25 protein-coding genes are annotated in these 21,448 nt (G+C 50.4%); 23 read left to right on the top strand and 2 right to left on the bottom strand.

Annotated elements, in window-relative coordinates; translation table 11 throughout:
• The first annotated feature begins 57 nt into the window (after positions 1–57).
• The 13 genes from DWZ44_RS00840 (at position 58) to pgeF (ending at position 9,561) form a co-directional block, all read left to right on the top strand.
• A complete protein-coding gene (locus tag DWZ44_RS00840; protein WP_117804040.1) occupies positions 58–1,311 on the top strand; it encodes a peptidoglycan-binding protein in 1,254 nt (417 codons plus the stop codon).
• Between the two features lie 160 nt (positions 1,312–1,471).
• Positions 1,472–1,816 (top strand): YlxM family DNA-binding protein, encoded by a 345-nt coding sequence (gene ylxM, locus DWZ44_RS00845; protein ID WP_330377042.1) that lies wholly within the window; start codon positions 1,472–1,474, stop codon positions 1,814–1,816.
• 2 nt (positions 1,817–1,818) lie between these two features.
• Positions 1,819–3,168: a signal recognition particle protein gene (gene ffh / locus DWZ44_RS00850; protein ID WP_117509057.1), complete on the top strand. Its 1,350-nt coding sequence runs from the start codon at positions 1,819–1,821 to the stop codon at positions 3,166–3,168.
• A gap of 54 nt (positions 3,169–3,222) precedes the next feature.
• Positions 3,223–3,468 (top strand): 30S ribosomal protein S16, encoded by a 246-nt coding sequence (rpsP, locus tag DWZ44_RS00855; protein WP_022461506.1) that lies wholly within the window; start codon positions 3,223–3,225, stop codon positions 3,466–3,468.
• A gap of 21 nt (positions 3,469–3,489) precedes the next feature.
• Positions 3,490–3,720 (top strand): KH domain-containing protein, encoded by a 231-nt coding sequence (locus tag DWZ44_RS00860; RefSeq protein ID WP_022461507.1) that lies wholly within the window; start codon positions 3,490–3,492, stop codon positions 3,718–3,720.
• A gap of 176 nt (positions 3,721–3,896) precedes the next feature.
• The gene (rimM, locus tag DWZ44_RS00865; protein ID WP_022461508.1) at positions 3,897–4,403 is read left to right on the top strand and encodes a ribosome maturation factor RimM; all 507 of its coding nucleotides are present in this window, start codon (positions 3,897–3,899) and stop codon (positions 4,401–4,403) included.
• A gap of 18 nt (positions 4,404–4,421) precedes the next feature.
• On the top strand, positions 4,422–5,546 hold the full coding sequence (gene trmD / locus DWZ44_RS00870; RefSeq protein WP_117804041.1) for a tRNA (guanosine(37)-N1)-methyltransferase TrmD: 1,125 nt from the start codon (positions 4,422–4,424) through the stop codon (positions 5,544–5,546).
• An 88-nt stretch (positions 5,547–5,634) separates the two neighbouring features.
• The gene (rplS, locus tag DWZ44_RS00875) at positions 5,635–5,982 is read left to right on the top strand and encodes a 50S ribosomal protein L19 (RefSeq protein ID WP_022461510.1); all 348 of its coding nucleotides are present in this window, start codon (positions 5,635–5,637) and stop codon (positions 5,980–5,982) included.
• Between the two features lie 81 nt (positions 5,983–6,063).
• Positions 6,064–6,624, top strand: a complete 561-nt coding sequence (gene lepB / locus DWZ44_RS00880) for a signal peptidase I (RefSeq protein ID WP_055218369.1) — start codon at positions 6,064–6,066, stop codon at positions 6,622–6,624.
• A 24-nt stretch (positions 6,625–6,648) separates the two neighbouring features.
• Complete coding sequence (ylqF, locus tag DWZ44_RS00885) at positions 6,649–7,491, top strand: ribosome biogenesis GTPase YlqF (RefSeq protein WP_117804042.1); 843 nt, start codon at positions 6,649–6,651, stop codon at positions 7,489–7,491.
• 36 nt (positions 7,492–7,527) lie between these two features.
• The gene (locus DWZ44_RS00890) at positions 7,528–8,295 is read left to right on the top strand and encodes a ribonuclease HII (RefSeq protein ID WP_055266587.1); all 768 of its coding nucleotides are present in this window, start codon (positions 7,528–7,530) and stop codon (positions 8,293–8,295) included.
• A gap of 35 nt (positions 8,296–8,330) precedes the next feature.
• On the top strand, positions 8,331–8,693 hold the full coding sequence (locus DWZ44_RS00895; protein ID WP_022461514.1) for a YraN family protein: 363 nt from the start codon (positions 8,331–8,333) through the stop codon (positions 8,691–8,693).
• A 13-nt stretch (positions 8,694–8,706) separates the two neighbouring features.
• Positions 8,707–9,561, top strand: a complete 855-nt coding sequence (gene pgeF, locus DWZ44_RS00900; RefSeq protein ID WP_055226466.1) for a peptidoglycan editing factor PgeF — start codon at positions 8,707–8,709, stop codon at positions 9,559–9,561.
• A gap of 97 nt (positions 9,562–9,658) precedes the next feature.
• Here the strand turns inward: pgeF and DWZ44_RS00905 are convergent, their stop codons facing one another.
• Positions 9,659–10,822, bottom strand: coding sequence for a ribose-phosphate pyrophosphokinase (locus DWZ44_RS00905; RefSeq protein ID WP_117509055.1), 1,164 nt, complete (start codon positions 10,820–10,822; stop codon positions 9,659–9,661).
• Between the two features lie 223 nt (positions 10,823–11,045).
• Here DWZ44_RS00905 and DWZ44_RS00910 point away from each other — a divergent pair, with 223 nt between their 5' ends.
• From DWZ44_RS00910 to DWZ44_RS00945, 8 genes are all read left to right on the top strand, one after another.
• Positions 11,046–12,440, top strand: a complete 1,395-nt coding sequence (locus DWZ44_RS00910; protein ID WP_117509054.1) for a DUF512 domain-containing protein — start codon at positions 11,046–11,048, stop codon at positions 12,438–12,440.
• Positions 12,394–13,722 (top strand): ribosome biogenesis GTPase Der, encoded by a 1,329-nt coding sequence (gene der / locus DWZ44_RS00915; RefSeq protein ID WP_022461518.1) that lies wholly within the window; start codon positions 12,394–12,396, stop codon positions 13,720–13,722. The genes DWZ44_RS00910 and der overlap by 47 nt, the downstream gene beginning before the upstream one ends.
• Positions 13,723–13,728: 6 nt before the next feature.
• Positions 13,729–14,376: a glycerol-3-phosphate 1-O-acyltransferase PlsY gene (plsY, locus tag DWZ44_RS00920; RefSeq protein ID WP_117509053.1), complete on the top strand. Its 648-nt coding sequence runs from the start codon at positions 13,729–13,731 to the stop codon at positions 14,374–14,376.
• 3 nt (positions 14,377–14,379) lie between these two features.
• Entirely contained in the window at positions 14,380–15,393 is a 1,014-nt protein-coding gene (locus tag DWZ44_RS00925; protein ID WP_022461520.1) for an NAD(P)H-dependent glycerol-3-phosphate dehydrogenase, read from the top strand.
• Between the two features lie 188 nt (positions 15,394–15,581).
• Entirely contained in the window at positions 15,582–17,105 is a 1,524-nt protein-coding gene (locus tag DWZ44_RS00930; RefSeq protein ID WP_117509052.1) for a 4Fe-4S dicluster domain-containing protein, read from the top strand.
• 25 nt (positions 17,106–17,130) lie between these two features.
• Entirely contained in the window at positions 17,131–18,153 is a 1,023-nt protein-coding gene (locus DWZ44_RS00935; RefSeq protein ID WP_022461522.1) for an ABC transporter substrate-binding protein, read from the top strand.
• Complete coding sequence (locus DWZ44_RS00940; protein WP_117509051.1) at positions 18,131–18,913, top strand: ABC transporter permease; 783 nt, start codon at positions 18,131–18,133, stop codon at positions 18,911–18,913. Before DWZ44_RS00935 ends, DWZ44_RS00940 begins: the two co-directional genes overlap by 23 nt.
• The gene (locus DWZ44_RS00945) at positions 18,910–19,566 is read left to right on the top strand and encodes an ATP-binding cassette domain-containing protein (protein WP_070100780.1); all 657 of its coding nucleotides are present in this window, start codon (positions 18,910–18,912) and stop codon (positions 19,564–19,566) included. The genes DWZ44_RS00940 and DWZ44_RS00945 overlap by 4 nt, the downstream gene beginning before the upstream one ends.
• Positions 19,567–19,614: 48 nt before the next feature.
• Here DWZ44_RS00945 and DWZ44_RS00950 read toward each other — a convergent pair whose 3' ends face one another.
• Positions 19,615–20,436, bottom strand: coding sequence for an aldo/keto reductase (locus tag DWZ44_RS00950; RefSeq protein ID WP_117509050.1), 822 nt, complete (start codon positions 20,434–20,436; stop codon positions 19,615–19,617).
• Positions 20,437–20,799: 363 nt separating this feature from the next.
• Here DWZ44_RS00950 and DWZ44_RS00955 point away from each other — a divergent pair, with 363 nt between their 5' ends.
• Both DWZ44_RS00955 and DWZ44_RS00960 read left to right on the top strand, forming a co-directional pair.
• The gene (locus DWZ44_RS00955; protein ID WP_055218122.1) at positions 20,800–21,150 is read left to right on the top strand and encodes a hypothetical protein; all 351 of its coding nucleotides are present in this window, start codon (positions 20,800–20,802) and stop codon (positions 21,148–21,150) included.
• Positions 21,151–21,164: 14 nt separating this feature from the next.
• Positions 21,165–21,347, top strand: a complete 183-nt coding sequence (locus DWZ44_RS00960) for a CooT family nickel-binding protein (protein WP_117509049.1) — start codon at positions 21,165–21,167, stop codon at positions 21,345–21,347.
• Positions 21,348–21,448: the final 101 nt, after the last annotated feature.

Consider the following 21,448-nt stretch of genomic DNA (forward strand, 5'->3'; position numbering starts at 1 on the left):
CAACAAAGCCTCATATTCTGCATACCATAAAAGGAGTGCAGGATATGGGGCTTTTTTATGAAAAATTTGCGTATGCAGCAGGAAATGACTGACCGCGGGCGGCTGGAAATCCGGGTAAATACAAGAATCCAGGCGCGGCCTGTTTCCGGGGCGCGGGTGACGGTTTCGTATACGGGAGATCCGCAGAATGTGATCGAGGAGCTGATTACCGACGGGGACGGCAGAACGGAGACGCTGGATCTGGCGACGCCGCCGCTCGAGTACAGTCTGGAACCGAATGTGAATCAGCCGTATTCCGAATATACGGTGAAAGTGGAGGCGGAAGGGTATGAACCGGTTGAAGTGACGGGCTCCGAGCTTCTTTCAGGAGAACAGTCCGTCCAGCAGGTGGACCTCAAACTGGCAGAGGGCGCAGCGTTTGCGGATGTGACGATCCCGGACCATACGTTGTTCGGCGAATATCCGGCGAAAATTCCGGAAAGTGAGATCAAGCCGACGAGGGAGAGCGGTGAGATTGTGCTGTCCCGTGTCGTGATCCCGGAGTATATCATCGTCCACGACGGAGCGCCGACCGACAGCACGGCACGCGACTATTATGTGCGGTACCGCGACTACATCAAAAACGTGGCGTGCTCGGAAATCTATGCAACATGGCCGGATGCGGCGATCCGGGCGAATATCCTCGCAATCATGTCATTTACGCTGAACCGTGTCTATACAGAATGGTACCGCAACAAGGGATACGATTTTACGATCACTTCGTCGACGGCCTACGATCACAAATGGATTTACGGCAGGAATATTTTCGACAGCATTTCCCTTGTGGTCGATGAGATTTTTGCTGATTACCTGTCGCGCCCGAATGTGAAACAGCCGATTCTGACGCAGTACTGTGACGGAAACCGTGTGAGCTGCCCGAACTGGATGAGCCAGTGGGGGTCCAAAAACCTGGCGGACCAAGGGTATTCAACGATTCAGATTCTCCGCAATTATTATGGAGACAATATGTATATCAACACGGCGGAGGAGATTTCCGGCATCCCGTCCTCCTGGCCGGGGTATGACCTCACCATCGGCTCGTCCGGGAACAAGGTACTGCAGATACAGGAGCAGCTGAACGTGATTGCGGAGGTGTATTCATCGATTCCGACGGTCTATGAAAATGGCTATTTCGATGAAGAGACGCAGGACGCCGTCGAAGCGTTCCAGCGGCTGTTCGGCCTGCCGGTTTCCGGCATTGTGGATTATCCGACGTGGTACAAAATTCAGTCGATTTATGTGGCTGTGACGAGGATTGCGGAGCTGCAGTAGGTATACAAAAGTCTTTATAAGGGGCGTGTTTTCTGCGAAAAAACGCGGAAAATGCGCCTTTTCTGCGGCTTTTGAAACGGATCAGAAAAATTTTAAAACTGTCAAGAAAAAATACTTGACACCCAGCATCATTTCGTGTATGATAACCAAGGTGATCGCAATGGAAAAAATATTGGAACAGACATTACTGTATGATTTTTACGGCGAACTTCTGACTGAACATCAGCGTCAGGTATATGAGGACGTGGTGCTCAACGATTTTTCCCTGAGCGAGGTTGCGGCAGCGCGGGGCATTTCCCGCCAGGGAGTCCACGATCTGGTCAGACGCTGCAACAAGACACTGGAAGAGTATGAAGAAAAGCTTCATCTGGTACAACGCTTTGTGCAGATCCGGGAGAATGTAAACGAGATCCGAAAGCTGACAGATCCTTCTGGTGATACCCCGAAAGAAGATGTGATGCAGCGGATTGCAGCAATTGCATCGGATATATTAGAGGAGCTTTGAGCATGGCATTTGAAAGTTTAACCGAGAAACTCCAGAATGTTTTCAAAAATCTCAGAAGCAAGGGCCGCCTGACCGAGGCGGATGTAAAGACTGCGCTGAAGGAAGTAAAAATGGCACTTCTCGAGGCGGATGTCAGCTTCAAAGTAGTAAAACAGTTTATCAAATCCGTACAGGAGCAGGCAGTCGGACAGGACGTCATGAACGGACTGAATCCGGGTCAGATGGTCATTAAAATCGTAAATGACGAGCTGGTTAAGCTGATGGGTTCCGAGACAACGGAAATCGCACTGCGCCCGGCGAGCGAAGTTACCATTATTATGATGGCAGGTCTTCAGGGAGCCGGTAAAACAACCACAACCGCAAAGATTGCAGGAAAGTTAAAAGCCAAGGGAAGAAAACCTCTCCTTGCAGCCTGCGACGTATACCGCCCGGCAGCGATCAAACAGCTGCAGGTCAACGGAGAAAAGCAGGGCGTGGAAGTGTTCGCTATGGGAGATAAAAACCGTCCGGTGGATATCGCAAAGGCAGCGCTGGTGCATGCAAAGACAAACGGCTTTAACGTATTGATTCTGGATACCGCAGGCCGTCTGCACATCGATGAAGAGATGATGCAGGAGTTACAGGATATCAAAGCGGCTGTTCCTGTGGATCAGACCCTTTTGGTAGTAGACGCTATGACCGGACAGGACGCAGTCAATGTGGCCGAGATGTTCAGCAATAAAGTCGGCATCGACGGTGTAGTACTTACAAAATTAGATGGTGACACCAGAGGCGGTGCGGCACTTTCAATCCGTGCAGTTTCCGGCAAACCAATTCTCTATGTCGGCATGGGCGAAAAGCTTTCGGATCTGGAGCAGTTTTATCCGGACCGTATGGCGTCCCGTATCCTCGGCATGGGCGATGTGATGAGCCTGATTGAAAAAGCGCAGGCAAACATCGACGAAGAAAAAGCAAAAGCCATGGAACAGAAGATGAAGAAGGCGCAGTTCGACTTCAACGATTATCTGGATTCCATGGAGCAGATGCGCAATATGGGCGGCATCTCCAGCATCCTGAATATGCTTCCGGGCGTCGGCGCGAAAATGAAGGGTCAGGATCTTGAGAGCATGGTGGATGAAAAAGACATGGCAAGAAAGGAAGCTATTGTACTTTCTATGACGCCAAAGGAAAGAGAAAACCCGGATCTCATCAATCCGTCGAGAAAGCAGAGAATTGCAAAAGGCGCCGGTGTTGACATCGCGGAGGTAAACCGTTTCATCAAACAGTTTGAACAGTCAAGAAAAATGATGAAACAGATGACCGGAATGGTCGGTAAGGGTGGTAAAAGAGGAGGATTCAAACTTCCCTTTTAGCATAAAAGAAAAAATATAAATAAATACATGAATTTACAATGGAGGTAAAGAAAAATGGCAGTAAAAATGAGATTAAGAAGAATGGGACAGAAGAAAGCTCCTTTTTATAGAATCGTTGTAGCAGATTCCAGATCCCCAAGAGACGGACGTTTCATCGAGGAGATCGGAACTTACGATCCGAACCGCGAGCCGAGCGCAATCAGCTTCAACGAGGAGGCTGCTAAAAAATGGCTGGCTAACGGCGCACAGCCGACCGAAATCGTTGCCAAACTCTTAAAACAGGCTGGTATCGAGAAATAATTCATACGGGGGTATCTTGTAATGAAAGAACTTATCGAAGTAATTGCAAAATCTCTGGTTGATCATCCATCTGAGGTAGTTGTGACAGAAACCGTCAGCGGTGATGACCTTCTGCTGGAACTCAAAGTAGATCCGTCAGATATGGGAAAAGTCATCGGACGTCAGGGACGCATTGCGAAAGCAATCCGTACGGTTGTAAAAGCAGCTTCCTCAAAGAGCGACAGAAAAGTTGTCGTAGAAATTTTACAGTAAGTAAAAGATAGGAAAAGGAACCGACAGTTGTTGCCGGTTCCTTTCTTTACGCGGGCAACGAGACAAAGTCCGTGCTTGCACGGGACCTTGGCGACTGCCGCGATAACTTGAGAAACTCGCAAAGCGTGTTTCTCAAGTCGCAATACACAGTAGAACTGGTTGGAAAGGGTTTTTGAATGGAAGAATATTTGCAGATTGGCGTAATTACCACAACCCACGGCGTACGCGGTGAGGTAAAGGTATACCCGACGACAGATCCGGAGCGTTTTCTTTCTCTGGACCGCGTTTTTCTCGATACAGGAAAAGAAAAAAAAGAACTCCATGTAACTGGCGTGCGTTTTTTCAAACAGCTTGCCATTGTAAAATTCAAAGGAATTGACAACATCAACGATATCGAACGGTATAAAGGCTGCAGCCTCTATGTGACGAGAGAGGATGCCATTCCGCTGGAAGAGGACGAATACTATATCGCAGACCTGCAGGGAATGCAGATGTACACCGAGGACGGCGAACTGTTCGGCACGCTCCGCGATGTGATGGAGACCGGTGCGAACGACGTCTATATTGTAGATTCGAAAGAGCACGGAGAGGTTCTGATTCCGGCGATCCATGACTGCATTCTGGATGTGGACCTGGATGAGCAGAAGATGACGATTCACCTTCTTCCGGGCCTGATTGACTGATAAAGAGAGTAAAGAACGATGAAATATCATATTCTGACGCTGTTTCCCGAGATGATCGAGCAGGGGCTGCACACCAGCATCCTAGGAAGAGCCATCAACAACGGCTATATTTCCCTCGAGACGACGAATATCCGGGATTTTTCAGCAAATAAATTCAACCGCGTGGACGATTACCCGTACGGCGGCGGTGCGGGCATGGTCATGGAGGCGGAGCCGGTGTTCCGCGCCTACCAGTCGGTAGCCGAAAAGATCGGGAAAAAGCCGCGCACGGTCTATCTGACACCGCAGGGAAAAGTACTGAACCAGACGATGGTGGAAGAGCTGGCGCTTGAGGACGATCTTGTGCTGCTCTGCGGCCACTATGAGGGCATCGATGACCGCGTACTGCAGGAAGTGGTAACGGACTATATCTCGATCGGGGATTATGTTTTAACAGGCGGAGAACTCGGTGCAATGGTGCTGGTGGATGCGGTATCGCGGTTTGTGCCGGGTGTCTTAAGCAACGAGGAATCTTCGCAGTTTGAGTCACTGCAGGACAACCTGCTTGAGTATCCGCATTACACAAGACCGGAGACATGGCACGAGAAAAAAGTTCCGGAGGTGCTTCTTTCCGGTGACCACAAAAAGATCGAAGCATGGCGTCATGAGGCATCCCTGGTGCGGACAGCCGAGCGGCGGCCGGACCTTCTGGAAAATGCATTCCAGATTTCCTGCGCATGCAATGAAAAAGAGGAATCGTCTGCCTGGGCGCACGATCTTTTGGCAGGCATGACACGCTATGGTGTAAGCCTTGATCTCGGACGAAAGAAGATCCGGAAACAGAAAAATCTGTTTGATGACCATGATTTGCTGATTCTGCAGCTTCCGGGAACGCTTGAGGAGGGTATGAAAGCAAAGAGCGAGTATATCCGCAGCTTTGCCGGAAAAGAAACACCGCTGGTGTTTTTGTGCCCGGACGGATTCTCAGAAGAGGAAGAAAAACTCGAAGAGCAGCTGGAAAAAAACGGTTTCCGTCTGGTCGCACGGCTTACCGGCATACAGTCCGCGGACGGCCTGCAGCGGTTTTCTTTCGCGCTTCGCAGTCTGCTGTACAGCGGCGAATGGAAAGTGAAAAAAATACTTGCATCTGCGGATGCATTATAGTATAATATATCTTGTTGTGAGTAAAGAGATGGTCCGCTGTTGCAAAAAGGCATTAAGAACATCCAGGGTAAAAAAAGGAGATAAAGAAATGAACGACATTATTAAGAAAATCGAAGATGCACAGTTAAAAGCAGAAGCACCGGAGTTCCGCGTTGGTGATACCGTTAAAGTTTACGGTAAAATCAAAGAGGGTAACCGCGAGCGTATCCAGGTATTCGAAGGCGTTGTCCTGAAAAGACAGGGCGGCGGAAGCAAAGAGACCTTCACTGTTCGTAAGAGCTCTAACGGCGTAGGCGTTGAGAAAACATGGCCGGTACACTCTCCGAACGTTGAGAAAGTAGAAGTTATCAGACGTGGTAAAGTAAGACGTGCGAAACTGAACTACTTAAGAGACCGTGTTGGTAAAGCAGCGAAAGTGAAAGAGCTGGTAAAATAATAAGTCGTTAAAAGGATGGCCGGAGGAACATGAGCAATTGTGTTTCTCCGGTTTTGTCTTACGGAGAATTACACTATGGGTATGAATACCAGATATGTAAAAGAATATTTCTACAAGAAAAAGATCCGTTCCATGTTTGTATGGAATCTGGAAATCATCGCAGCGATTCTTCTTGCGGCGGCATTTTCCTGGTTTTTCTGCAGAAGTGTCGTGGTGCAGGAGGGCTCGATGGAGCCGACTCTCGTGCCGGGGGAGCGTGTGCTGATGGACTCCGCCTGGTACCGCTTAAGTTCTCCGAAACGCGGGGATATCATCGCGTTCCGGACGAGTGAGGACAAGAAGGCGAGCATCCACATCAAGCGTGTGATTGCGCTGCCGGGCGAGACGGTACAGATCAAAGACGGACAGATCCTCATCAACGGGGAAGTCTATAATGAAAAAGATGAATTTCCGGCCATCACAAACGCGGGACTTGCCTCCGAGCCGATCACGGTCGGGAAGGGACAGTACTTTGTGCTCGGCGACAACCGGAACAACAGCGAGGACAGCCGCCACAACGGCATGGGACTCGTGGATTCGGACCGCATTGTCGGAAAGCTCTGGTTTACGATTTCGCCGTGGAAGAAAATCGGTTTCGTGTAAACGCAGCATAGAAGGAGAAGAAACATGAATTATCAGTGGTACCCGGGTCATATGACGAAGGCCCGCAGACAGATGCAGGAAGACTTAAAGCTCATCGACCTGATGATTGAGCTGGTCGATGCGAGAGTTCCTGCAGCGAGCCGCAACCCGGATATAGATGAACTTGGAAAGAACAAAGCACGGCTGATCCTGCTGAACAAATCGGACCTTGCCGATGAGCGCGGAAACGATGCCTGGATGGAATATTTCAAAGGAAAGGGATATTCTGTTGTGAAGGTCAATTCCCGTTTCGGAGCCGGTATGAAAGCGATCAACAGCGCCGTACAGGAGGCCTGCAAAGAGAAAATCGAGCGCGACCGCAAACGCGGCATCCTGAACCGTCCGGTCCGCGCGATGGTTGTCGGTATTCCAAACGTCGGAAAATCGACATTTATCAATGCGTATGCGGGCAGAGCCTGTGCGAAGACCGGAAACAAACCGGGCGTCACGAAGGGAAAACAATGGATCCGTTTGAGTAAACAGCTGGAGCTTCTGGACACACCTGGTATCCTGTGGCCGAAGTTTGAGGACCAGCAGGTGGGACTGCATCTTGCGATGATCGGTTCCATCAACGATGAGATCCTGAACGTGGAGGAGCTGGCGCTGTCCGTCATCGATTATCTGACGGCAGAGTATCCGGGAACGCTGGAGAAACGCTTTGGCTTTGAAGGTGTGACGGATCGTGTGGAAATCCTGGGTGAGATTGCGCGTGTGCGCGGCTGCCTGAAAAAGGGAAATGAGCTCGATTACGAAAAAGCAGCACGGCTTCTGATGGATGATTTCCGGAGCGGAAAGCTCGGCAGAATCACGCTGGAAAAACCGGAATAAATGGATTTATCAAAATAAAAAATGCGGAGAACAACGATGACAGAGAAAAAACAATCGATATCCGCCATACGGGAAATTTTTGCGGCAGCTTCGGAGACGGAGCTGCCCGCCCTTTATCTGGAATATGAAGAGGATTCCCGTGCCGGCGTACAAAATCTGATTCAAAAATACCAGAAACAGGAAGAGGCCTTAAAAAAAGAGCGCGAGCGCACGGAACAGATGAAGATCTACGAACACAAATATGAGGATCTTGGCTGGATCTGCGGCATCGACGAGGTCGGAAGAGGCCCTCTGGCGGGCCCTGTGGTCGCAGGTGCGGTCATTCTGCCGCGTGACAGTAAAATCCTGTATCTGAACGATTCCAAGCAGCTGACGGCCAAAAAACGCGACGAGCTGTACGATGTGATCATGCGCGAGGCAGTGGCCGTCGGCATCGGCTATGCCTCCCCGGCGCGGATCGACGAGATCAATATTTTACAGGCAACGTACGAGGCGATGCGGGAGGCGATCAGCAAGCTTTCCGTGAAGCCGGATGTACTCTTAAACGATGCGGTGAAAATCCCGCAGGTGGACATCCGCCAGGTGCCGATCATCAAGGGAGATGCCAAGAGTGTTTCGATTGCGGCGGCAAGTATTGTTGCGAAGGTGACAAGGGACCGCCTGATGGAAGAGTACGACAAGGTGCTTCCGGGCTACGGTTTTGCATCGAACAAGGGCTACGGTTCGGCAGAGCATATCGCTGCTTTAAAAGAAATCGGCCCGTCACCGATCCACCGGCAGTCGTTTATCGGCCATTTCGTGTAAAGGCACTGCATCAAAAAAAGGAGAGGGTATCGCATTTGAACCAGCGGGAAGTAGGAACGAGACAGGAGAGCCGTGCGGCAGAATATCTGGAAAGCCTGGGATATCACATCCTAGTGCGGAATTTCCGGTGCCGCTTCGGTGAGATCGACCTGATCGCAAAACAGGACGACACATACATTTTTATCGAAGTAAAATACCGCACCGGCCGGACAGCCGGAGACCCGACAAGCGCCGTGGATGGAAAGAAACAGAAGAAAATTTCAAAAACAGCAGATTACTACCGCATGCTCCACCAGATCCCGATGGATGTGCCCTGCCGTTTCGACGTCGTGGCAGAGACACCGGAGGAGATCCGCGTCTATGCGAACGCGTTTTATTATCAGGGGAGCGGCTGGTAGGAAGGGAGTTTTTATGATACCAATTCAATGGAAACAAAACGATAAAAAAACGATGCATGTCAACGAGGCGGAAAACGGCGTGGTCTATCTGACCTGGCCGGCGATTGAGAAAATTGAGGGCATCCGCCATGCATTTTCCACACGGATCGGCGGGGTGAGTAAGGAACATCTTTCCAGCATGAATCTCAGCTTTTCGCGCGGCGACGATCCGGCGAATGTGCGGGAGAATTACAGAAGATTCTGTGAGGCGGCGGGGTTTGAAGTGGAAAACATTGTTACCTCCGATCAGGCACACACAACGAAGGTCCGTTATGTGACGAAAGCAGACTGCGGCAGCGGCGTGACAAGAGACCGCGATTTTCATGATATTGACGGTATGATCACTGACGAGCCGGGCGTCGTACTTGCGACATTCTATGCGGACTGCGTGCCGCTCTACTTTGTCGACCCGGTGCACCGTGCAATTGGACTTTCACATTCCGGCTGGCGTGGAACGGTCCACAAGATGGGACAGGCAACGCTCGATGCGATGCACGAACGGTTTGGAACAGAAGCAAAAGATGTGATCGCAGCCGTCGGCCCGTCGATCTGCCAGGACTGCTACGAGGTGAGCGGTGACGTGATCGAAGAGTTCCGGGCAGCATTCCCGGAAACACTGCATGAGAAACTGTTCTACGGAAAACCAGATGGAAAATACCAGTTAAATCTCTGGGAGGCGAATCATCAGATCCTTCTTGCAGCAGGAGTGCCGGAGAAGCAGATTCATCTGCCGAACCTCTGCACCTGCTGCAACCCGGATTTCCTGTATTCCCACCGTGCATCGAAGGGAAAAAGAGGAAACCTCGCGGCATTCCTTTCCTTGGTCTGAAAACAGGATCGAAAACAGAATAGAAAGCATCAAAAAACGGACCTGGAAAAAACAGATCCGTTTTTTTGCTGTATGCATCCGGCGGACACAAAATCGATTATCTGTGTTTTGCCAGCAGCTTATTGATTTTCTCTGTCGTAGACTGTACTTTTGCAACGGATACGTCGTGGTTAAGCGTATCGATGATGCTTGCCATATATTTGCTCATCTCAGCCGGCTCATACCAAGGACGGGAAACGAGTTCCGGTGTACGGTAGGTCAGGTCGGTGGTGATGACTTTGCTGATATAGCCTTTCTCATAGTAAGCATCGAATTTCTCCAGACCATCGGTGAAGAGGCCGAAGGTGGTGCAGACAAAGACGTGGTCAGCGCCGCGCTCTTTGACCTGTTTTGCAACGTCGAGCATACTCTCACCGGAGGAGATCATATCGTCGATGATGACAACATCTTTTCCTGCTACGGAATCGCCGAGAAACTCATGTGCCACGATCGGGTTCTTTCCGTTTACGATGGTGGAGTAATCTCTTCTCTTATAGAACATACCCATATCGACGCCGAGCACGTTGGAGAAGTATACGGCACGCGCCATCGCTCCCTCGTCCGGGCTGATGATCATCAGATGATCGTTGTCGATCGTCAGATCCGGAACGGAACGAAGAAGGGCTTTTAAAAACTGGTAGGTTGGCATGAAGTTGTCAAAGCCGCCGAGCGGAATTGCGTTCATGACACGAGGATCGTGTGCGTCGAAGGTGATAAAGTTGGAAACACCCATGTTCATCAGCTCCTGCAGAGCAAGTGCGCAGTCGAGAGACTCACGTTTGGTGCGCTTATGCTGTCTTCCTTCATAAATGAAAGGCATGATTACGTTGATCCGGTGTGCTTTTCCTGTTGCAGCAGCGATGATACGTTTCAGATCCTGATAATGGTCATCCGGTGACATGTGGTTCTCGTAGCCGCAGACCTTGTAGGTGATGCTGTAGTTGCAGACATCAACCAGGATGTAAAGATCGGCACCGCGGACGGATTCGTTGATCTTTCCTTTTGCTTCGCCGGAACCGAAACGCGGGCACTCGCAGTCAATCAGAAAAGAATCCTCGGAATATCCGGAAAAGGAAACCCCGTTGCGGCGCTCGGCGAGCTCTTTACGGAACTGAACCAGATACGCATCAACTTTTTTTGCCATTTCCATACTGCCCGGCAGAGCTGCGAGCTTTAACGGAGCAACCGGAATGGAATTTTCAAGTAAATCTAAATTAGCCATACAAACCTCCAGTAATCGACATTTTTTACAAACCATTTACTTCCTATTTATATCATCTTGGGAAAGGGCGCGTCAAGCAAAAAACGAAAGAATCCTTGCTTTTTGTGCAGGTTGTTGTTATTATAATGGATGAATGTCCGGAAGGTATGCAAAAAAAGCACGCTTTTTACTGGGCAAAGAGAAGTTATAAAGAAGTAAATGGAAAGGCCAAAACGTAAGATCTGTGAAAAACAAGACGAAACACATTATCAAGACAATAGAACCGGGCAGTATTGCCGAAGAACTGGAACTCGAACCGGGAGATGAACTGCTCCGCGTGAACGGGGAAATTATCGAGGACGTCTTCGATTACCACTTCCAGACCAACGACACGTATCTGGAACTCACGATCCGGAAAAAGGACGGCGAGGAATGGGACCTGGAAATCGAAAAAGAGTATGACGAGGAAATCGGCATCACATTCGAGAACGAGTTCATGGATCAGTACCGTTCCTGCAGCAACAACTGCATTTTCTGCTTCATCGATCAGATGCCGCCGGGAATGCGTCCCACCTTGTATTTTAAGGATGACGATTCGCGTCTGTCCTTCCTGCAGGGAAATTATATTACACTGACCAACATGAGCGACCACGATATCGACCGGATTATCCGCTACCATCTGGCACCGATCAATATTTCGTTCCAGACAACGAACCCCGAGCTCCGCTGCAAAATGCTGCACAACCGTTTTGCGGGCAATATCTTTCCGAAGGTCCAGCGCCTTTACGAGGCGGGAATCGAGATGAATGGACAGATTGTGCTCTGCAAGGGATACAACGACGGCGCAGAGCTGGAGCGCAGTATTTCGGATCTGTCAAAATATCTGCCGCATCTGAAAAGTGTTTCGGTTGTCCCGGTCGGACTTTCGAAGTACCGCGACGGACTGGCGCCTCTGGAACCGTTTACCAGGGAGGATGCAAAAGAAGTTCTTGCCACGATTCACAAATGGCAGAAAAAGCTGTATGAACAGTGGGGACTTCACTTTATCCATGCTGGTGATGAATGGTATCTGCTGGCGGGAGAGCCGATCCCGGAGGAGGAAAATTACGATGGCTATATCCAGCTGGAAAACGGAGTGGGAATGCTCCGGCTTCTGGAGGACGAGGTTGCGGAAGAACTTTCGAAACGAGAAGGGGACGACCGTCACCGCCATGTAACGATTGCGACCGGAAAAGCTGCGGCGCCGTCGTTGGAAAAACACATGCAGAAAATTCGTGAAAAATATCCGAATGTACAGGCGGAGGTTATCACGATTATCAACTATTTCTTTGGAGAATCCATTACCGTATCCGGTCTGATTACCGGAAAGGATCTGATGGAGCAGTTAGAGGGAAGAGATCTTGGCGACTGCCTGCTGCTTCCGTGCAACATGCTCCGTTCGGGAAAAAACGTCTTTCTCGATGATGTGACGGTGGAAGAGGTGGAAGAGCGCCTGAAAACACCGGTACAGATTATCGATGAGCCGGGCAGCGACCTGGTGAAAGCCGTTGTGGAGGAAAACCAGGAGACGATACACAGAAGGAGAACAATGTATGAGCAAGCCGATTGTAGCAATTGTGGGCCGGCCAAACGTGGGTAAATCCACCCTGTTTAATGTATTAGCCGGAGACAATATTTCGATTGTAAAAGACACACCGGGTGTAACCCGTGACCGTATTTATGCCGACGTGGAGTGGCTGAACCACAAATTTACGCTGGTAGACACCGGCGGTATTGAGCCGGAATCCAAAGATATCATTCTCTCCCAGATGAGAGACCAGGCGCAGATCGCCATTGATACCGCAAATGTCATCATCTTCATCACTGACGTCCGTCAGGGCCTTGTAGATGCCGATGCAAAAGTAGCTGATATGCTCAGAAGAAGCCGCAAGCCGGTTGTGCTGGTGGTCAACAAAGTCGACAACTTCGACCGTCAGATGATGGATGTTTATGAATTCTATAACCTCGGCATCGGAGAGCCGCACGCCATTTCCGCATCCGGAAAGCTCGGCATCGGCGATATGCTCGATGAGGTGACAGGATACTTTGATCCGGAGATGGAAAACGAGGAGGAGAGCGAGATTCCGCGCATCGCCATTGTCGGAAAACCGAACGTCGGAAAATCCTCCCTGGTCAACAAACTGCTGGGCTCGAACCGTGTCATCGTATCCGATATCGCCGGAACGACGCGCGATGCGATCGATACCACGATCATGCACAATGGAAATGAATATATTTTCATCGATACCGCAGGTCTTCGAAAGAAAAACAAGATCAAAGAGGAGCTGGAGCGGTACAGCATCATCCGTACAGTATCTGCCGTAGAGCGCGCAGATGTCGTCGTTCTTCTGATCGATGCAACCGAGGGTGTCACCGAGCAGGATGCCAAAATTGCCGGTATCGCCCATGAGCGTGGAAAAGGTATGATCATTGCGGTAAATAAATGGGATGCCTTGGAAAAAGATGACAAGACGATCTACCGCTTTACCGAAAAAGTAAGAAATACATTGGCTTACATGCCGTACGCAGAGCTTCTTTTCATCTCTGCGAAGACAGGACAGCGTCTTCCGAAGCTGTTCGAGACGATCGACATGGTTCTGCAGTACCAGAACCTGCGCGTACAGACCGGTGTCCTGAACGAGATTCTGACCGAGGCAATGGCAATGCAGCAGCCGCCGTCAGACCGTGGAAAACGACTGAAAATCTACTACATGACACAGGTTTCGGTCAAACCGCCGACATTTGTTATTTTCGTCAACGACAAAGAACTGATGCATTTCTCCTATGTTCGATATCTGGAGAATAAAATCAGAGAGTCGTTCGGCTTCCGCGGCACACCGCTGAAATTCATCATCAGAGAACGAAAAGAGAAGGAGCAGTAAAGAGTTATGGTACGGATCATATGCCTTTTGATCGGATACGCATTTGGCCTTTTTCAGACCTCATATATTTATGGAAGGACGAAGGGAATTGATATCCGGGAACACGGCAGCGGAAACGCAGGAACGACCAACGCGCTCCGGACTTTAGGGAAAAAAGCAGGCGCCATCACGCTTGCCGGCGACTGCATCAAATGCATTCTGGCGGTCCTGACGGTACGCCTGATCTTCGGTGCATCGCACCCGGAAATGCTGAAACTGCTGACGGTGTATGCTGCGGCTGGAACGATTCTCGGCCACAACTTCCCGTTTTACTTAGGCTTCCGCGGCGGAAAAGGAATCGCTGCGACCGCGGGTCTGATTATCTCGTTTGACTGGAGAATCACGCTGGTCTGTGCAGCGCTGTTTTTCCTGAATCTTGCAGTAACACACTATGTTTCCCTCGGTTCCATGATGGTTTACGTTGTCTTTTTTGCGATGGCCGTTATCATGGGACAGGCGGGCTGCTTTGCGCTGGAACCGCCGTATCTCTATGAGATGTACGTGGTGATCGCACTTCTTGCCGTGCTTGCCTTCTGGGAGCACCGTGCAAACATCAAGCGCCTCATCGCGGGAACAGAGCGGAAAACGTATTTATCCAAAAAGTCGGAGAAATAAAATATGGCAAAGATTAGTATCATCGGAGCAGGAAGCTGGGGAACCGCCCTCGGCCTCCTGCTCTGCAACAACGGGCATGACGTGACGATCTGCTCGGAAAATGAAAAGGAAATTGAGAGCTTAAAGGAACACAGAGAGCATCTGACGAAGCTTCCGGGCGTAAAACTGCCGGATGAAATGAAGTTCACCTGCGATGTGCGCGGCTCCCTTTCAGGACAGGACATCCTTGTGATGGCAAAAGCATCCCCGTACGTGCGAACCACATGTAAAAAGTATGCGGCGGATATTCCGGACGGCCAGCTCATCGTCAATGTGGCAAAAGGCGTGGAAGCCGATACCCTGATGACGATGTCTCAGATCATCGAGGAGGAAGTGCCGGGAGCGAATGTCGTTGTTCTCTCCGGACCGAGCCACGCAGAGGAAGTCGGCCGTGGCCTGCCGACCACGATCGTTGTCGGCGCGCATGACCGCGAGAGCGCACTGTATGTGCAGAATGTGTTCATGAGTCCGGTCTTCCGCGTTTACACAAGCCCGGACATCACGGGAATTGAACTTGGCGGAGCTCTGAAAAATGTCATCGCACTGGCAGCCGGAACGGCGGATGGTCTTGGCTACGGCGACAATACGAAAGCGGCTCTGATTACCCGCGGGATCGCGGAAATTGCACGGCTCGGTACGGCGATGGGTGCCCATGCGGAAACCTTCTACGGTCTTTCCGGTATCGGCGACCTGATTGTAACGTGTGCTTCCGTTCACAGCCGGAACCGGAAAGCCGGATACCTGATCGGCCAGGGCAGAACGATGCAGCAGGCGATGGATGAGGTTCAGATGATCGTCGAGGGCGTCTATTCCGCAAAAGCGGGTCTTACCCTGTCGAAAAAATTCGGAATCGAAACGCCGATCATTCAGGCAGTCAATCAGGTTCTGTTTGAAAACAAAAACCCGAAACAGGCTGTGGATGAACTGATGCAGCGTATGAAAAAAGACGAACTCGCCCCGGATCTCTGGGAGCGGTAAAAATAAGAAACCTGTCACTTCTGTGAAATGATACAGAGACGGCAGGTTCTTTTTTTGTGCAGACCGAAATTTTTCAGCAAAAATACGGGAAAAAGATGACAATACTTTCGAAATCAAGTATAGTAATAGAAAGCGGAATAATTTTAACTGAAAAGATGCGGAGGAAAATACAGCAGGAGGAAGAAAGAATGAGAGGAGTAGAAACAAGAATTCAGGAAATCCGCCATGCCATTTTTACGGAAGTTGCAAAAATGGCGTATGACGTGGACTCCCCGGTGGAAAAGACGATCGAGGAAATTCCTTACCGTGTAATTCCCGGTGAGGTCGGAAATTTTAGAAATGATGTGTTTCTGGAGCGGGCGATTGTAGGAGAGCGGCTTCGCCTTGCAATGGGACTTCCGTGCAGAAGCGCGGCAGAGCACGCCCCGATCTCGGACAATATCAAACTGGCGGACCAGGCGGAGACGTATTATACACCGCCGCTCATTAATGTCATCAAATTTGCATGCAACGCCTGTCATGAAAAACGGGTTCTGATCACGGAGGGATGTCAGGGGTGTCTTGCACATCCGTGCGTGGAAGTCTGTCCGAAAAAGGCCATTACGCTGGACCGCACCAATGGACGATCCTATATTGATCAGGATAAATGCGTCAAATGTGGTCAATGTGCCAAGGTATGCGGATACCAGGCTATTATCATTCAGGAGCGTCCGTGTGCGAGAGCCTGCGGAATGGATGCCATCGGTTCAGATGAGAACGGAAAAGCGGATATCGATTACGAGAAATGTGTATCCTGCGGCCAGTGTCTCGTCAACTGCCCGTTCGGCGCTATTTCGGACAAATCCCAGATCTTCCAGGTAATCCGTGCGATCCAGTCGGGAGAGCGCGTCTATGCAGCGCTGGCACCGGCGTTTGTCGGCCAGTTCGGACCGAAAGTAACGCCTGGAAAACTGCGTGCGGCGATGAAAAAGCTCGGTTTTGCGGATGTCTTTGAAGTTGCGATCGGAGCGGATCTCTGTGCGGCACAGGAGGCAGAGGATTTTGTGAACGAAGTTCCGGAGAAACTGCCGTTTATGGCGACATCCTGCTGTCCGGCCTGGTCTGTAATGGCGAAGAAACTGTTCCCGGATTACGCAAACTGTATCTCGATGGCACTGACTCCGATGACGCTGACGGCGCGTCTGATCAAGAAACACAATCCGAATGCGAAGGTTGTCTTTGTCGGACCGTGTGCGGCGAAAAAACTGGAGGCCATGCGCCAGTCTGTCCGCAGTGAGGTGGACTTCGTTCTGACGTTTGAAGAGATGTCGGGCATTTTCGATGCGCGCCAGGTAGATGTGAGTGCACTTGAGGAAGATCCGGACGGCGTCAGCGATGCATCGGTGGACGGAAGAAACTTTGCTGTCTCCGGCGGCGTTGCAAAATCTGTGGAAAATGTAATCCGTGAAAAATACCCGGACCGCGAAATCAAGATGGCAAATGCAGAAGGTCTGAAGGAATGCCGGAAACTGCTGACAATGGCGAAGGCCGGAAAGTACAACGGTTATCTTCTCGAAGGCATGGCCTGTCCGGGCGGATGCGTGGCAGGAGCCGGCACGATGCAGTCAATCAAAAAGTCGCAGGCGGCAGTCAACAAATATGCGGCGCAGGCAAAACACAAGATTTCCAGCCAGACAGAATATGTAAAAGAACTGGACAAGCTGGTAGACTAAAAAGAACAGCAAGGTGGAGACAAAAGTGAAAAAGAAAAGAAAGATGGGCTTTGCGGCAGCGATTCTTGCAATGGTACTTCTGTTTGCAGGATGCGGCCAGACAGAGACAAAGACGGAGAGCAGCACAGCGGCATCGGAAACAGAAGATGAGACACTGGTCCATGTGCTTGCATTAAAAGGACCGACCAGCATGGGAATGGTAAAAATGATGAGCGATAACGACAGCAAAGAATCACCTGCGGACACGTTTGAACTTGCCGCTGCCCCGGATGAGGTCAGCGCAAAACTGGTACAGGGAGAGGTGGATATCGCCGCGGTTCCGGCGAACCTTGCAAGCGTACTCTACAACAAGACAAACGGCGGCGTGCAGGTGCTCGCAGTCAATACGCTCGGTGTCCTTTATATCGTCGAGGACGGCGATACCGTACATTCCATTGCGGATCTGAAAGGCAGAACCATTTATGCGGGCGGCAAAGGTGCAACTCCGGAGTATGCTTTGAATTATATCCTCGAAAAGAACGGCCTCGTACCGGGTGAGGACGTAACGATCGAGTGGAAGAGCGAACACGCCGAGTGCGTGGCAGCACTTGCAGAAGATGCCGATGGAATCGCCATGCTGCCGCAGCCGTTTGTAACGACGGCACAGACGAAAAAAGAAACGCTGCGCACCGCACTTGACCTGACCGAAGAATGGAACAAAATCCAGGAGTCCGAAGGAACGGCGAGCACACTGGTGACAGGTGTTACCGTTGTGCGCACTGCCTTTGCCAAGGAGCATCCGGAAGCAGTTGCAGACTTCATGGAAGCTTACCAGGCATCCGTATCCTACGTAACCGAAAACACGGATGAGGCGGCAAAACTGATCGGGGATTATGACATTGTTCCGGAGGCAGTCGCAAAGAAAGCGCTTCCGGCATGCAACATTGTCTGCATCACCGGTGATGAGATGAAAGAGAAGCTTTCCGGTTATCTCGGTGTACTCAAAGACCAGAACCCGGAGGCAGTCGGAGGAGAACTTCCAGGAGATGACTTCTATTATTCCGAATAAAAACAAAAAAGAGAAACAGAGAAAAACGAAGCGCTGGCCGATCGTGTTCTGGCTTATGATCTGGCAGGCGGTAAGCGTTTTTGTCGGGCAGGAGATCCTTCTGGCATCTCCTGCTGCTGTTTTGAAACGCCTTTTTACGCTTGTAACAGAACAGGTCTTCTGGCAGTCCCTGCTGTTTTCCGGAGCACGCATCGGAGCCGGATTCCTTCTTGGTGCGGCGGCGGGAATTGCAGGAGCTGCACTTGCCGGTCGGTTTTCCATTGCAGAAGAACTCCTGACGCCGCTGGTTGCAGCAGTGAAAGCAGTGCCGGTCGCTTCTTTTGTGATTCTGATCCTGATCTGGGTTTCTTCGAAGAATCTTTCGGTTGTGATTTCGTTTCTGATGGTATTTCCGATCCTGTATACAAACACGCGGAACGGCCTACGGGAACTGGACACAGCGCTTTTGGAGATGACAGACGTTTTTCAGGTTCCGCGGCCGGTGCGGCTGCGCTGGGTGATCCTGCCGCAGCTGTACCCATATATCCGGACGGGATGTTCACTTTCCCTCGGCCTTTGCTGGAAGGCCGGAACGGCAGCAGAAGTAATCGGCATTCCGAACCGATCCATCGGAGAGCATCTGTATCAGGCAAAAATATATCTCGACACACCGGGACTCTTTGCCTGGACGGCAGCGATCGTGTACGCCAGCTTCTGTCTCGAAAAAGCTGTTTTAAAAGGAATGGATCTTGCAGAAAAAAGGATGCTGGTGATGAAATGAGAGAAGATACGATTGAAATCTGCCATCTGAAAAAAGCGTATGGAGAACACGTTATTTTTTCGAATCTTACGATGGAACTGAAAAAAGGAGCAGTGACCTGTCTGATGGCTCCTTCCGGGGCTGGAAAGACAACCCTGCTGCGGATTCTGGCAGGCCTGGAGCAGGCGGACGGCGGAAAAATCGGGGGACTGGAAGCCTTAAGAAAAAGTATGGTTTTTCAGGAACCGCGGCTGGCAGAAGAACTGACAGCTGCAGCCAATATCCAGCTCGCGGTAAGGCGCCGCATGTTTGGAAAAGAAAAAAGAAGCTCCCGTCATCTTGTGGAGGAGATGGAGGAACTCGGCCTTTCGGGCTGTGAAAACCAGGCTGTATCGGAACTGTCGGGCGGCATGCGCCAGCGGGTGGCGGTTCTGCGGGCCATGCGCATGGACGCAGATTTCCTCCTTTTGGATGAGCCGTTCCGGGGACTGGATGCGGGGACGAAAAAGAAAACGATGAACTATATCCGCAGAAAAGGAAAAGAAAAAACGATGCTTCTGGTCACGCATGATTTAGAAGAAGCCGAAGCAATGGGGGACTGGATCTGCACCTGCAGCAGACTGGATGGTATCCTCGAAATAAAGAGAAACAGAAAAAGCAGCACAGAAATCTGAAACGGAAAGAAACAGATTTTCTGTGCTGCTTTTGCTGTGAATCCGCAGTTACAGCAGGTCATCCGGTATGGAAGCAGAGCGGAGCTGTTCGTCCATCGTGTCGATGAGCGCCATGTCGGCTTCAGAAAGTTCGAAGTCGAAGACATCCGCGTTGGCAAAAATGCGGTCCGGCTGTGTCGATTTCGGGATGACACTGATGCCCTGCTGGACGAGGTAGCGGAGGCCGATCTGTGCTTCAGTGCGTACATACTTTTCTGCCAGCTGCTGCATAATCTCACGGTTCAGATAAAGACCTCTTGCGAGCGGCGCATACGCTTGAACGGCGATTCCATGTGAACGGCAGAAAGCGATGAGCGGTTTCCGGTTCCAGAGCGGATGGCATTCGATCTGGTTGACGGCCGGGATGACGCCGGAAAATTCAAAGAGGGCGGTAAGGTGCGGCTCCTCGAAGTTGCTGACGCCGATCGATTTTGCACGCCCGGATTCGCGGATTTTTTCGAGTGCGCGCCACGTCTCCGGGTAGCAGCCCGGCACCGGCCAGTGAATCAGGTAAAGATCAACGTAGTCGAGACGGAGACGGTCGAGGCTGCGGTTGAAGGCACCTTCGATATCACCGACCCGCTGCGCGGTATTCCATACCTTTGTGGTAATAAAAAAATTTTCCCGCGGAATTCCGCTTGCGCGGATCCCGCGGCCGATGCTGTCCTCGTTTTTATAGGAGGAGGCGGTATCGATCAGACGGTAGCCGTATTTTGCCGCGGTGACAATTGCTTTTTCTGCCTCTTTTTCTGTCGATTTGTAAGTGCCAAGCCCCAGAAGCGGCATCGCTCTGCCGTCGTTCAATGTGATGGTTGGAATAGAAAGTGCCATAAAAACCCTCCGTATCTTGAATCAAAAAAAGATTCTGCCGTATTTCTCTCATAATTATGTTTAGTATAACATGAAAATTTAAAGAAATCAGACCAAATATATTAAAAAAGTTTAACACAATCGGGAAATGAAAAAAAATAACAAGCCACGCAAGAAAAAAGAAGGATGCCAGGACGGCCAGTACGGCGAATTGTACAGAAATTTTGTGGAGGCTGTATTGATTTTGTGCATGAAATAGAGTATAATAAACTTGAATTGATATTTATTTATCATTCCCTGTACAATCTGCAGGATGTTTCAGGAAAACAAAAGCGGACGAAACGGACGGCAGAGGAAAATACCAGGGACAGAGGAGGCCATATTATGCATTTATTATATGACGAGAATGGAAATCCCATTCCGCACGGAGCTCACGACGAGCACCATCATCACCATGACCATCATCACGAGGGAGAAGACTGCGGACATGCCTGCAATGCATGCGGTTCCGAAGAAAAATGCAAGGACGAGAATCTTGCCCTTTTAACCTATATGCTGCAGCACAATGAACATCACGCAGCAGAACTCGACGAGATGGCCGACAAACTGGAAAAAGCCGGAATGGCGGACGCCGCAAAACAGATCAGGGAGGGAGTATCCGATTTCCAGAAAGGCAATATGCGCCTGTCCCTTGCACTGACGCTTGTAAAAGAGCATTTGAAAGAAGTTAAGTAGAGGAGGCGTAAGCTATGTGCCTTGCAACGGTATACAAAAATCCGGAAAACACAGTTGTCTGTAAAAATGTAAGCCGCATCGATGTCGATGGAGAATACGTTCTCATCCGTGACATCCTGGGCGAAGAGATCAGACTGCAGGGTAAGATCAAAATGGTAGATCTTGCAAACAGCATCGTAGAGCTGGACTGTGAATGATAATTGGTTGACGGAACCAGTTATTCTATAAAAGCGGTTTTAAGACCCCGGGGTCTGCGAATCGGAACAAACAGAACAGGCGAACCGGGACTTAGAATAGG

Origin of the sequence: Blautia sp. AF32-4BH (assembly GCF_003460565.1) — a bacterium.
Lineage (GTDB): Bacteria > Bacillota > Clostridia > Lachnospirales > Lachnospiraceae > Fusicatenibacter > Fusicatenibacter saccharivorans.